The 12,254-nt window shown below is 72.7% G+C and carries 9 protein-coding genes; 5 read left to right on the top strand and 4 right to left on the bottom strand.

The window, feature by feature from the left end; genetic code table 11:
• The first annotated feature begins 64 nt into the window (after positions 1-64).
• From V6D49_RS03130 to V6D49_RS03110, 5 genes are all read left to right on the top strand, one after another.
• The gene (locus tag V6D49_RS03130) at positions 65-1,177 is read left to right on the top strand and encodes an ABC transporter substrate-binding protein (RefSeq protein ID WP_340556875.1); all 1,113 of its coding nucleotides are present in this window, start codon (positions 65-67) and stop codon (positions 1,175-1,177) included.
• Positions 1,178-1,260: 83 nt separating this feature from the next.
• Positions 1,261-2,052 carry an ATP-binding cassette domain-containing protein gene (locus V6D49_RS03125; RefSeq protein WP_340556873.1) on the top strand — a complete coding sequence of 264 codons (792 nt, stop codon included), beginning with the start codon at positions 1,261-1,263 and terminating at the stop codon, positions 2,050-2,052.
• Positions 2,049-3,344 carry a sugar ABC transporter permease gene (locus V6D49_RS03120; protein ID WP_340556871.1) on the top strand — a complete coding sequence of 432 codons (1,296 nt, stop codon included), beginning with the start codon at positions 2,049-2,051 and terminating at the stop codon, positions 3,342-3,344. Before V6D49_RS03125 ends, V6D49_RS03120 begins: the two co-directional genes overlap by 4 nt.
• A gap of 229 nt (positions 3,345-3,573) precedes the next feature.
• Positions 3,574-5,559, top strand: coding sequence for a 1-deoxy-D-xylulose-5-phosphate synthase (dxs, locus tag V6D49_RS03115; protein ID WP_445330455.1), 1,986 nt, complete (start codon positions 3,574-3,576; stop codon positions 5,557-5,559).
• An 81-nt stretch (positions 5,560-5,640) separates the two neighbouring features.
• The gene (locus V6D49_RS03110; RefSeq protein ID WP_340556869.1) at positions 5,641-7,281 is read left to right on the top strand and encodes an ArnT family glycosyltransferase; all 1,641 of its coding nucleotides are present in this window, start codon (positions 5,641-5,643) and stop codon (positions 7,279-7,281) included.
• Positions 7,282-7,334: 53 nt separating this feature from the next.
• Here the strand turns inward: V6D49_RS03110 and V6D49_RS03105 are convergent, their stop codons facing one another.
• The 4 genes from V6D49_RS03105 to V6D49_RS03090 form a co-directional block, all read right to left on the bottom strand.
• Positions 7,335-7,730 (bottom strand): NTP pyrophosphohydrolase, encoded by a 396-nt coding sequence (locus V6D49_RS03105; RefSeq protein ID WP_340556867.1) that lies wholly within the window; start codon positions 7,728-7,730, stop codon positions 7,335-7,337.
• Entirely contained in the window at positions 7,700-8,686 is a 987-nt protein-coding gene (gene galE, locus V6D49_RS03100) for a UDP-glucose 4-epimerase GalE (RefSeq protein ID WP_340556865.1), read from the bottom strand. Before galE ends, V6D49_RS03105 begins: the two co-directional genes overlap by 31 nt.
• Before the next feature lie 145 nt (positions 8,687-8,831).
• The gene (locus V6D49_RS03095) at positions 8,832-10,955 is read right to left on the bottom strand and encodes a 3-hydroxyacyl-CoA dehydrogenase NAD-binding domain-containing protein (protein ID WP_340556863.1); all 2,124 of its coding nucleotides are present in this window, start codon (positions 10,953-10,955) and stop codon (positions 8,832-8,834) included.
• Positions 10,952-12,172 carry a thiolase family protein gene (locus V6D49_RS03090; RefSeq protein WP_340556861.1) on the bottom strand — a complete coding sequence of 407 codons (1,221 nt, stop codon included), beginning with the start codon at positions 12,170-12,172 and terminating at the stop codon, positions 10,952-10,954. Before V6D49_RS03090 ends, V6D49_RS03095 begins: the two co-directional genes overlap by 4 nt.
• Between the last annotated feature and the right edge of the window lie 82 nt (positions 12,173-12,254).

The raw sequence follows: 12,254 nt of genomic DNA, 5'->3' as shown, positions 1-12,254 counted from the left end.
CCGACGGTTGACTTCGGCGCACCTCGGCCGCACCGCCGCGGCCTCGTCAGGGAGGTAGTCACACATGAGCGCAACACTGCGTCGCGCCGCCGTCGTTCTGGCCGCGTCCGCCATGGCCCTCTCGCTCGCCGCGTGCGGCAGCGCCAAGGAGGCGGACGGCGACGACACGCCCGACAACAAGAACGGCGACAAGAACGACGGTCCGCTCTCCATCGGTCTGCTGCTGCCGGAGGACCAGACCGCGCGCTACGAGAAGTTCGACCGGCCGCTGATCGAGGCGAAGATCAAGCAGCTCTGCTCCGACTGCACGATCACCTACAACAACGCCAAGCAGAACTCCTCCGCCCAGCAGCAGCAGATGAACTCGCTCATCACCAAGGGCGTGGACGTCATCATCCTGGACGCCGTGGACTCCAAGTCCATCGCCGGATCGGTCGAGAAGGCCGACGAGGCCGGCATCCCCGTCGTCGCCTACGACCGGCTGGCCGAGGGCCCGATCGACGCCTACACCTCCTTCGACAACGAGGAGGTCGGCCGCGTGCAGGGGAGGGCGCTGCTCGAAGCGCTCGGTGACGACGCCCAGGACGGGCAGATCGTGATGATGAACGGCTCCCCGACCGACCCCAACGCCGCGATGTTCAAGAAGGGCGCCCTCTCCGTACTGGAGGGCGAGGTGACCATCGGCAAGTCCTACGACACCACCGAGTGGAAGCCGAGCGAGGCCAACAAGAACATGAACGGCGCCATCGCGGCGCTCGACGAGGACAACATCGTCGGGGTCTACTCGGCGAACGACGGCATGGCCGGCGGCATCATCACCGCGCTCGAACAGGCGGGCTTCGACGAGCTGCCCCCCGTCACCGGTCAGGACGCGGAGCTCGCCGGAGTCCAGCGCATCATCGCCGGCACGCAGTACATGAGCGTCTACAAGCCCTACCGTCCGGAGGCGGACACGGCGGCCGAGATGGCCATCGCGCTGGCCCGCGGCGAGGACGTCCCGGCCGAGACCACGATCGACAGCCCGACCACGAAGGGCGTGCCGGCGACGCTCATCAAGCCCGTCGCGCTGACCGTGGACAACGTGGAGGAGACCGTCCTGAAGGACAACCTCTACACCCTCGAGGAGATCTGCACGCCCAAGTTCCGCGCGGCGTGCGAGCAGGCCGGACTGATGTGACGCCCGGCGCCCGGGACACCGCTCCCGGGCGCCCCGCGGTCCGCCAGGGCCCCTCAGTCCGCCCCCTCGCAAGGAGTTGTTCTATGTCCACTACGCCGGTACTGGCGCTGCGCGGTGTCTCCAAGCGCTTCGGTGCCGTCCAGGCGCTCACCGATGTCGACCTGGAGGTGCACGCGGGCGAGGTCGTCGCCCTCGTCGGCGACAACGGCGCCGGAAAGTCCACCCTGGTCAAGGCCATCGCCGGAGTCAGCCCCGCCGACGCGGGGGAGCTCCTGTGGCAGGGCGTCCCCGCCCGGGTCGGCCGTCCGCACGACGCGCAGGACCTCGGGATCGCCACCGTCTACCAGGACCTCGCGCTCTGCGACAACCTCGACGTCGTCGGAAACCTCTTCCTCGGCCGTGAGCTGAAACGTTCCGGCGTGCTGGACGAGGTGGAGATGGAACGCCGCAGCCGCGAACTGCTCGCCACCCTGTCCATCCGCATCCCCAGCGTGCGCATCCCGGTGGCCTCGCTCTCCGGCGGCCAGCGGCAGACCGTCGCCATCGCCCGCTCCATGCTGGGCGAGCCGCGTCTGGTCATCCTGGACGAGCCCACCGCGGCCCTCGGCGTCGAGCAGACCGCCCAGGTCCTCGACCTGGTGGAGCGGCTGCGGGAACGCGGCCTGGCCGTCGTCCTCATCAGCCACAACATGGCCGACGTCAAGGCCGTGGCCGACAAGGTGGCCGTCCTCAGGCTCGGCCGCAACAACGGCGTCTTCGACGTGGCCACCACCTCGCAGGAGGAGGTCATCGCCGCCATCACCGGCGCCACCGACAACGCCGTGACCCGCCGCAGGGCGCGCAGCACGGAGCCGAAGACGGAGGCACCGCAGTGACCACCGACCTTTCCAAGACCCCCGGGGACGCCCCGGACGCCTCCGCCGAGCCGCCGTCCCCCGCCACCCCGCCCCCCGCGACCGACCCCCGGCTGCTCGTCCGCACGGAGGGCCTGGCCGGCTACTGGAGCGACTTCCTGCGCCGTATGCGCAGCGGCGAACTCGGCTCGGTGCCCGTCGTCGTCGGACTGGCCGTCATCTGGGTCGTGTTCTGGCTGCTGGAGCCCAGCTTCCTGTCCGCGCAGAACGTCAGCAACCTCTCCGTCTACATCGTCGGCACCGGGCTCATCGCGGTGGGGATCGTCTTCGTGCTGCTGCTGGGTGAGATCGACCTGTCGGTCGGCTCGGTCAGCGGGCTCGCCGGAGCGGTCTTCGCCGTCCTGGCCGTCAACGAGGGCATCGCGGAGTGGCTCGCGCTGCTCGTCGCCCTCCTCACCGGAGCGCTCGCCGGCGCCGTGCACGGCTTCTTCTTCGCCCGCGTCGGCGTCCCGGCCTTCGTGGTCACCCTCGCGGGCCTGCTGTTCTGGAACGGCCTGATGCTCCAGGTCCTCTCCAGCGACGGCACCGTCAACCTGGACAAGGACGGGCTCGTCGGCTCCATGACGAGCCACTTCTTCACCGACGTCGCCGCCGCCTACGGTCTGGCCCTCCTCGCCGTCCTCGGCTACTTCGCCGCCCAGTGGAGCGAGCACCGCCGCCGCAACGCCGCCGGCGTCCCCGCCCGGCCGCTGAGCGAGATCGCCGTCCGCACCGGTGCCCTCGCCGTCGCGGCGTTCCTGCTGGCGTACACCCTGAACCAGTACAAGGGGCTCCCGCTCGCCCTGGTGATCTTCCTGGCCGTCCTCGTGGTGTTCGACTTCGTGGTCCGCCGCACGACGTGGGGCCGGCGGGTCTTCGCGCTCGGCGGCAACACCGAGGCGGCGCGGCGCGCGGGCATCAACGTGACGGCCGTGCGGATTTCGGTGTTCTCCCTCGCCGGCACCATGGCGGCCTTCGGCGGGCTGCTCATCGCCTCCCGCATCGCCGCGGCCGACCAGGGCGCGGGCTCCGGCGTGCTGCTGATGGAGGCGATCGCCGCGGCCGTCATCGGCGGCACCAGCCTCTTCGGCGGACGCGGCACGGTGTGGTCGGCGCTGCTGGGCATGCTGGTCATCGGCTCGATCTCCAACGGCCTCGCGCTGCTGGGGAGCCCCTCCCACCTCCAGTACATGATCACCGGAGGGGTGCTGCTGGCGGCCGTCGTGATCGACTCGGTCTCCCGGCGCACCCAGCGGTCGGCCGGGCGCACGTAGGCGCGCCGCACACCGTCGCCCGGGACGGTGGGCCCCCTCCGCGCGCGGCGGTGGGGCCGTCGTCCCCCGGGTGGAGCAGGCGGCCGGGCTCCCCGCGGAGCCCGGCCGCCCGCGTGCGTCGGGTGCCCCACCCCACCGCGCCGGGCGGCCACCGCGCGGCGAAGACTAGACTCGGGCAGATCGGTGTTCAGGCGTAGACGCCCGAAAGCAAGGAGGCTCAGTGCCAAAGGTGCCGCGTGAACCGCGACGACCCGGTGCGGCAGGGAGCACGCCCCCGACCAGTGGACCGCTGCTGCCCAGCATCTCGGGACCGCGTGACCTGGACGGACTGACCCCGGAGCAGCTCGACGCGCTCGCCGCGGAGATCCGGACGTTCCTCGTCGAGGCGGTGGCCAGGACCGGTGGCCACCTCGGCCCGAACCTCGGTGTGGTGGAGCTGACGATCGCCCTGCACCGCGTGTTCGACTCCCCCCGCGACAGAGTGCTCTTCGACACCGGACACCAGTCCTACGTGCACAAGCTGCTCACCGGCCGCCAGGACTTCTCCCGGCTGCGGGCCAAGGGTGGCCTGTCCGGCTATCCCTCGCAGGCCGAGTCGCCGCACGACGTCATCGAGAACAGCCACGCCTCCACGGTGCTCGGCTGGGCCGACGGCATCGCCAAGGCGAACGAGCTGCGCGGCACCGGTGCCCACGTCGCGGCGGTCATCGGTGACGGTGCCCTCACCGGCGGCATGGCCTGGGAGGCGCTGAACAACATCGCCGCCGCGAACGACCGCCCGCTGGTCATCGTCGTCAACGACAACGAGCGCTCCTACGCCCCCACCATCGGCGGCCTCGCCAGCCACCTGGCGACCCTGCGCACGACCGACGGCTACGAGCGCTTCCTCGCCCGGGGCAAGGAGATGCTGAACCGCACCCCCGTCGTCGGCAAGCCGCTCTACGGCACGCTGCACGGGGCCAAGAAGGGGCTGAAGGACGTCATCGCGCCGCAGGGCCTCTTCGAGGACCTGGGGCTGAAGTACATCGGCCCGATCGACGGGCACGACGTCTCCGCCGTCGAGACGGCCCTGTGGAAGGCCAAGCGCTTCGGTGGTCCGGTCATCGTCCACTGCCTGACCGAGAAGGGCCGCGGCTACCAGCCGGCCCGCCTGGACGAGGCCGACCAGTTCCACGCCGTCGGCGTCATCCACCCCGACACCGGTCTGCCCGTCTCCGCCTCCGGTGCGGACTGGACCTCCGTCTTCGCCGAGGAGATGGTCCGGCTCGGCCGCGAGCGGAAGGACGTCGTCGCCATCACGGCGGCGATGATGCGCCCCACCGGGCTGCACCGCTTCGCCGAGGAGTTCCCCGAGCGGGTGTTCGATGTCGGCATCGCCGAGCAGCACGGTGCCGTCTCGGCGGCCGGGCTCGCCCACGGCGGGCTGCACCCCGTCTTCGCGGTCTACGCGACATTCCTCAACCGCGCCTTCGACCAGGTCCTCATGGACGTCGCCCTGCACCGGCTGGGCGTCACCTTCGTGCTGGACCGGGCCGGCGTCACCGGGACCGACGGCGCCTCCCACAACGGCATGTGGGACCTGTCGATCCTCCAGGTCGTGCCCGGTCTGCGGATCGCGGCGCCGCGCGACGCCGAGCAGCTGCGGGCACAGCTGCGCGAGGCCGTCGAGGTCACGGACGCGCCGACCGTCGTGCGCTACTCCAAGGGCGCCGTCGGGCCCGCCGTACCGGCGGTCGGCACGGTCGGCGGGACGGACGTGCTGCGGGAGGCCGACGCCGAGCGTCCGGACGTCCTGCTCGTCTCCGTCGGAGCGCTCGCCCCGATGTGCCTGGAGATCGCCGAACTCCTCGACCGCCAGGGCATCTCGACCACCGTCGTCGACCCGCGCTGGGTCAAGCCCGTGGACCCGGCGCTGGCGCCGCTCGCCGAGCGGCACCGCGTCGTCGTCACCGTCGAGGACAACTCCCGTGCGGGCGGCGTCGGTTCGGCCGTCGCCCAGGCGCTGCGGGACGCCGGGGTCGACGTCCCGCTGCGAGACTTCGGCATCCCGCCGCGCTTCCTCGACCACGCCTCCCGCAAGGAGGTGCTGGCCGAGATCGGACTGACCGCGCCCGACATCGCCCGGCAGGTCACCGGACTCGTCGCCCGGCTCGACGGCCGCTACGAGGACGACGAGCCGGCCGCCGACCGCGAACGCGAGACGGCGCGGGACTGACCCGGGGCGGCCGAGCCCCACAACGTCCGGCCCCGCACACCGCTTTCGAGCGGCCGTGCGGGGCCGGATAAGTTGGGGCGCATGCCCACCGCCCAGCCGCCGGGCCCGTCCCGCACCACCCGTACCGCCGACCCCTCGGCCCCGGTACGGGCGCCCCGCCCCCGGCGGCCCGATCACTACGCGTCCGCCGCCGCCGTGCGGGAGGCGTCAAGTCCGGTCGGTACGGCCGTCCGGCGCCGTCCGGATACCGCCGCACCGTCCCGCACCCCGTCGACGCCCCGCACGCCGCCGCGCTACTGGCTGCGGCTGCTGCCCGCCCTGCTGGTGCTGACGGTCGCGACCCGACTGCCGTCCTTCCAGCGCCCGGTGTGGAACCCGGACGAGGGTTTCCTCGCCACCCAGGCCCGGATGCTCGCGGCCGGCGGCACCCTCTACGACAACGTCGTGGACCGCAAACCGCCGTTGCTGCCCTGGCTCTACCGGGGCGCCTTCGCCGTCTTCGGCGACGACTCGCTGTGGCCGCTGCGAACCCTGGCCGTCCTCGCCGTCCTGGCCACGGCGACGTTCGCCGCCGCCCTGGCGCGTCGGCGGTGGGGGCCGCGCGCGGGCGCGGTGGCCGGCGTGCTGTGCGTCCTCGGCTCGGTGGGGCTGAACCCGGAGGACGCCCAGGCGGCCACCTTCGAGGTCTTCATGCTGCCGTTCACCGCCGCCGCCGTGTGGGCCGCCGACCGGCGCCGCTGGGTCGTGGCCGGGCTGGCCGTGGCGGGCGCCCTGCTCGTCAAACAGACCGGTGGTGCCGTCCTCCTGCCCGTCCTGTACCTGGCGTGGGCGCGCACGGACCCGGGGCCGGACGGCGGCCGACGGCGCGCCCTGCTCCGCGTCCTGGCCGCCTTCGCCGCGCCGCTGCTGGCCGTGGCGCTGGCCAACGACGTGTCACGCACGCTCTTCTGGACGGTCACGGGCTCCGGCTCGTACGCCACCTTCACCGGCTCCGAACTGCACGTGCTCTCCCGGGGGCTGGCCAACACGGCGCTGTTCGCCGCCGGGGCGGGTGGTCTGCTGCTGCCACTCGCCGTCGTGCTGCGGCGCGGGCTGCCCCACCGCCGCGTCCTCACCACCGACGTGTGGCTCTGGCTCGGCGTCTCGGCGCTCGGCGTCCTCACCGGCTTCCACTTCTTCGGCCACTACTACCTGCAACTCGTCCCGCCGCTGGCCGTCCTGGCCGCCGGGGCGCTGACGCTGCTCACCGTCGACTGGCTCCGGCTGACCGCCGTCGTCTCGGCGGTGCTGTGCACGGTGTTCGTGGCCTGGGGCAGCCATGCGGGCCAGGCCGACCTCGACCACGCCCGGCGGGTGGCCGACGCGGTCCGCAAGGAGACGCGGGCGCAGGACACGGTCCTCATCTGGGGCATGCACCCCGAGACGTACTGGCTCGCCGACCGCATGCCGGCGTCCCGCTACCTGACGGCCGGGCTGCTCACGAACTACAGCGGCGGACGCGACGGACCGCGCGTGGGGGAGGAGTACGGGATGGAACGCTCCTGGCCCACGCTGATGGCCGAGCTCGTGGCGGACCCGCCGCGGCTGATCGTCGACGACTCGCGGGGCAAGCCGTACCGCCCCGCACGCATGCCGCGCCTGCAGCGGCTGCTGGACAGCCGCTACGTCCTGGTCGGCGAGGTGGACGGCGCGCTGTTCTACACCCGCGAGCCGCCCCGGTAGCCCGGCGTTCCGACCGGCCGTCGCCACGGCCGGTCGGAACGCCGGGTCCCGTCTCACAGTCCGCGCGGTCCCACGGTGGTGGCGCCCTCGGCCGCGACGCGGGCGCGCAGCTCGCGGTCGGCGGTCACCACGACGACGCCGCGCCCTGGGCCCTCCGCCGCGACGAGCGAGACGATCGCGTCGTCACCGCTGCCGGACGCCGCGAGGACCCGGACCCCGGCCACCGGCTCGACGCCCCGGGCCTCGCCCTCCACGACGAGCACCAGCTCCAGGGGTGTGTCCACACCGGCGACGCGTCCCCGGGCCACCGCCGCGGCGAGCCGGTCGCGCAGCCGCCGGGTCGCGCCCGGGCGGTCGCGCCACCAGCCGTCGGGCACCGAGCCGACGACGTTGGCGGCGTCGACCACCACCAGCGGGGCTAGCGTGCCGCTTCCGGATGGTGCAGACACCAGCCCTCCCACGCCGAGGCGACCATGTCGCGGACGTCGTGCCGGGCCGTCCAGCCCAGCACCTCCGCCGCGCGGTCGGCCGAGGCGACGACACGCGGCGGGTCACCCGGCCGCCGCGCGGTGACCTCGGGGGTGCAGGCGTACCCCGTCACCTCGGCGATCAGGTCGATCATCTCCCGCACCGACGCCCCCTGGCCCCGGCCGATGTTGACGGTCAGGTCGTGCCCCGCCTTGGTCTCCCCGGCCTGCAGCGCGCGCGCCGCCGCGAGGTGCGCCGCCGCGAGGTCCGCGACGTGGATGTAGTCCCGCACGCAGGTGCCGTCGGGGGTGGGGTAGTCGTCACCGAAGATCAGCGGCGCCTTCCCCTCGGTGAGCTTCTCGAAGGCCATCGGCACGAGGTTGAAGACGCCGGTGTCGGCCAGCTCCGGCGCCGCCGCGCCGGCCACGTTGAAGTAGCGCAGACAGGCCGTGCGCATCCCGTGCGCGGCGCCGGTGGCCCGGACCAGCCACTCACCGGCGAGCTTCGTCTCGCCGTAGGGGCTCATGGGGGCGCCCGGGGTCTCCTCGGTCACCAGGGCCACGTCCGGCATGCCGTAGACGGCGGCCGAGGAGGAGAACACGAACTGCCGCACCCCGCCCGCCACGGCCGCCTCCAGCAGCACCTGGAGCCCGTGCACGTTCTCGTGGTAGTAGCGCAGCGGCATCGCGACGGATTCACCGACCTGCTTCTTCGCCGCGAGGTGCACGACACCGCTCACGGCGTGCTCGGCGATCGTCCGGTCCAGCAGCTCGCGGTCCAGGATGGAGCCGACCACCAGCGGGACGTGCTCCGGCACCCGCTCCCGAACGCCGGTCGACAGGTCGTCCAGGACGACGACCCGCTCACCCGCCTCGGTCATGGCACGGACGACGTGGGCGCCGATGTACCCGGCGCCGCCGGTGATGAGATAGGTCATCCCGGCATTCTAGGCGCCGGGGGAAACGGCCCGGGCGGGTCCGGGCGTGGTGTCCGGGGGACCCGGCACACCGACGGCGCCCGTCCGCGCTGAACGCGGTCGGGCGCCGTGGTGCTGCGCTCGCGGCCGTTGCGGCCGTGGGGGATTACTGCGGGACGCTCGCCACGCCGGGGGCGTGGAAGGCGGAACCGCGCACGCGCTCGCTGACACCGGCCCGGTCCAGGTACGGCGTGATACCGCCCAGGTGGAAGGGCCAGCCGGCGCCGGTGATCAGGCACAGGTCGACGTCCTGGGCCTCGGCCACCACGCCTTCCTTGAGCATGAGGTCGATCTCCTCGGCGATGGCGGCCAGGGCCCGCTCGCGCACCTCCTCCTCGCTGAGGACGGTGTCGCCGGTCTCGAACAGCGCCGCCACCTCGGGGTCGAGGTCGGTGGTGCCCGGCAGGTAGAGGCCGCGCTTGCCCGCCTTGACGACCCGGCCCAGGTTCTCCGAGACGCCGAAGCGCTCCGGGAACGCCTCGTGCAGCGTGCCGGCGACGTGGTGGGCCACGGCGGGGCCGACGAGCTCCAGCAGCACGATCGGCGACATGGGCAGGCCCAGCGGGGCGAGCGCCCGGTCGGCGACCTCCACCGGCGTGCCCTCGTCGATCGCGCCGAGCACCGAGCCCATGAAGCGGGTCAGGATGCGGTTGACGACGAACGCGGGCGCGTCCTTGACCAGCACCGCCGTCTTCTTGAGCTGCTTGGCCACGGCGAAGGCGGTGGCCAGCGAGGCGTCGTCGGTCTGCTCGGCCCGGACGATCTCCAGCAGCGGGAGGACCGCGACGGGGTTGAAGAAGTGGAAGCCGACCACGCGCTCGGGGTGCTTGAGCTGCGAGGCCATCTCAGTGACCGACAGGGAGGAGGTGTTGGTGGCCAGGATCGCGTGGGCGGGCACGACGGCCTCGACCTCGGCGAAGACCTTCTGCTTGACGCCCATCTCCTCGAACACGGCCTCGATGACGAAGTCCGCGTCGCTGAAGGCGGCGGCCTTGTCCAGCGAGCCGGTGACCAGCGCCTTGAGACGGTTGGCCTTGTCCTGGCCCACGCGGCCCTTGAGGAGGAGCTTGTCGATCTCCTCGTGGACGTAGCCGACGCCCTTGTCCACGCGCTCCTGGTCGATGTCGGTCAGGACGACCGGCACCTCCAGGCGGCGGGCGAAGAGCAGCGCGAGCTGCGAGGCCATGAGGCCCGCGCCCACGACGCCGACCTTCGTCACCGGGCGGGCCAGCGACTTGTCGGGGGCGCCGGCCGGGCGCTTGGCGCGCTTCTGCACCAGGTTGAACGCGTAGATGCCGCTGCGCAGCTCGCCGCCCATGATCAGGTCGGCCAGCGCGGCGTCCTCGGCGTCGAACCCGGCCTGGAGGTCGCCGTCCTTGGCGGCGGCGATGATGTCCAGCGCCCGGTAGGCGGCCGGGGCCGCGCCGTGCACCTTGGCGTCGGCGAACGCGCGCCCGGCGGCGACGGCCTGGTCCCACGCCTCGCCGCGGTCGATCTCGGGCCGCTCGACGGCCAGCTGACCGGAGAGCACGGCCGAGGTCCAGTGCAGCGACTGCTCCAGGAAGTCGGCGCCCTCGAAGAGGGCGTCCGCGATCCCCAGCTCGTGCACCTGCGCGCCCTTGAGCTGCTTGTTCTGGTTCATCGAGTTCTCGATGACGACCTTCACGGCGCGCTCGGGGCCGATCAGGTTCGGCAGCAGCACGCAGCCGCCCCAGCCGGGCACCAGGCCGAGGAAGACCTCGGGCAGCGAGAACGCGGGGACGGCCTTGGAGACGGTGCGGTAGGTGCAGTGCAGACCCACCTCCACGCCGCCGCCCATCGCCGCGCCGTTGTAGTAGGCGAACGTCGGCACGGCGAGGCCGGACAGCCGCTTGAAGACGTCGTGGCCGCCCTTGCCGATGGCCTCGGCGTCGGTGCGCTCCTTGAGCACCTCGACGCCCTTGAGGTCGGCGCCGACGGCGAAGATGAACGGCTTGCCGGTCAGGCCGACGCCGACGATGTCACCGGCGGCCGCCTCCGCCTCGACCTGGTCGATCGCGGCGTCCAGGTTGCCCAGGGACTGCGGACCGAACGTGGTCGGCTTGGTGTGGTCGAAGCCGTTGTCGAGCGTGATGAGCGCGAACCGGCCCACGCCGCCGGGAAGGTCGAGGTGGCGCACGTGCGCCTGGGTCACGACCTCGTCGGGGAAGACGTCGGCCGCGCCCTTGAGCAGCTCCTGCGTGGTGGTCACTTGCCAGCCCCTTCGAAGTGCGGGTTCTCCCAGATCACGGTGCCGCCCATGCCGAAGCCGACGCACATCGTCGTCAGGCCGTAGCGGACGTGCGGCTGCTCCTCGAACTGGCGGGCCAGCTGCGTCATCAGCCGGACGCCGGAGGAGGCCAGCGGGTGGCCGAAGGCGATCGCGCCGCCGTACTGGTTGACGCGCGGGTCGTCGTCGGCGATGCCGAAGTGGTCGAGGAAGGCGAGGACCTGGACGGCGAAGGCCTCGTTGACCTCGAACAGGCCGATGTCGCCGATGGACAGGCCCGCCTGGGCGAGCGCCTTCTCGGTGGACGGCACCGGGCCGATGCCCATGACCTCGGGCTCCACACCGGCGAAGGAGTAGGAGACGAGGCGCATCTTGACCGGGAGCTCCAGCTCGCGGGCGACGTCCTCAGCGGCCAGCAGCGAGGCGGTGGCGCCGTCGTTGAGGCCGGCGGCGTTGCCCGGGGTGACCCGGCCGTGCGCGCGGAACGGGGTCTTCAGACCGGCCAGGTTCTCCAGGGTGGTGCCCGGGCGCATCGGCTCGTCGGCGGTGGCCAGGCCCCAGCCCGTCTCACCGGCCTCGGGGTTGGTGCGGCGGACGGAGACGGGCACCAGGTCCGCCTGGATCCTGCCGTTGGCGTAGGCCTTGGCGGCCTTCTCCTGGCTGGCGACGGCGTAGGCGTCGGCGCGTGCCTTGGTCAGGTGCGGGTAGCGGTCGTGCAGGTTCTCCGCCGTCATGCCCATGAACATCGCCGACTGGTCGACGAGTTTCTCGGAGACGAAGCGCGGGTTCGGGTCCACGCCCTCGCCCATCGGGTGGCGGCCCATGTGCTCGACGCCACCGGCGACGACGACGTCGTACGCGCCGAAGGCGATCGACCCGGCGGTGGTGGTGACGGCGGTCATCGCACCGGCGCACATCCGGTCGATGGAGTAGCCGGGCACGGTCTGCGGGAGGCCCGCCAGGATGCCGGCGGTGCGGCCCAGCGTCAGGCCCTGGTCGCCGATCTGGGTGGTCGCGGCGAGGGCCACCTCGTCGATGCGCTCCGGCGGCAGGTCCGGGTTGCGGCGCAGCAGCTCACGGATGCACTTGACGACGAGGTCGTCGGCGCGCGTCTCGTGGTAGATGCCCTTCGGTCCCGCCTTGCCGAACGGGGTGCGGACGCCGTCGACGAAGACGACGTCCCTTGCGGTACGAGGCACGTTGGCTCTCCTCCTGCAGGGTGCGGCCGGGGTTGTCCGGGGGTCCTACCCCGGAGGGGGTGCCGCCGCCGCGCGGCGCGCT

Origin of the sequence: Streptomyces sp. GSL17-111 (genome assembly GCF_037911585.1) — a bacterium.
In the GTDB taxonomy this organism is placed as follows: domain Bacteria; phylum Actinomycetota; class Actinomycetes; order Streptomycetales; family Streptomycetaceae; genus Streptomyces.
Note: the sequence above shows the minus strand (reverse complement) of the source record. Positions and strands in the feature narration are given on the sequence as shown.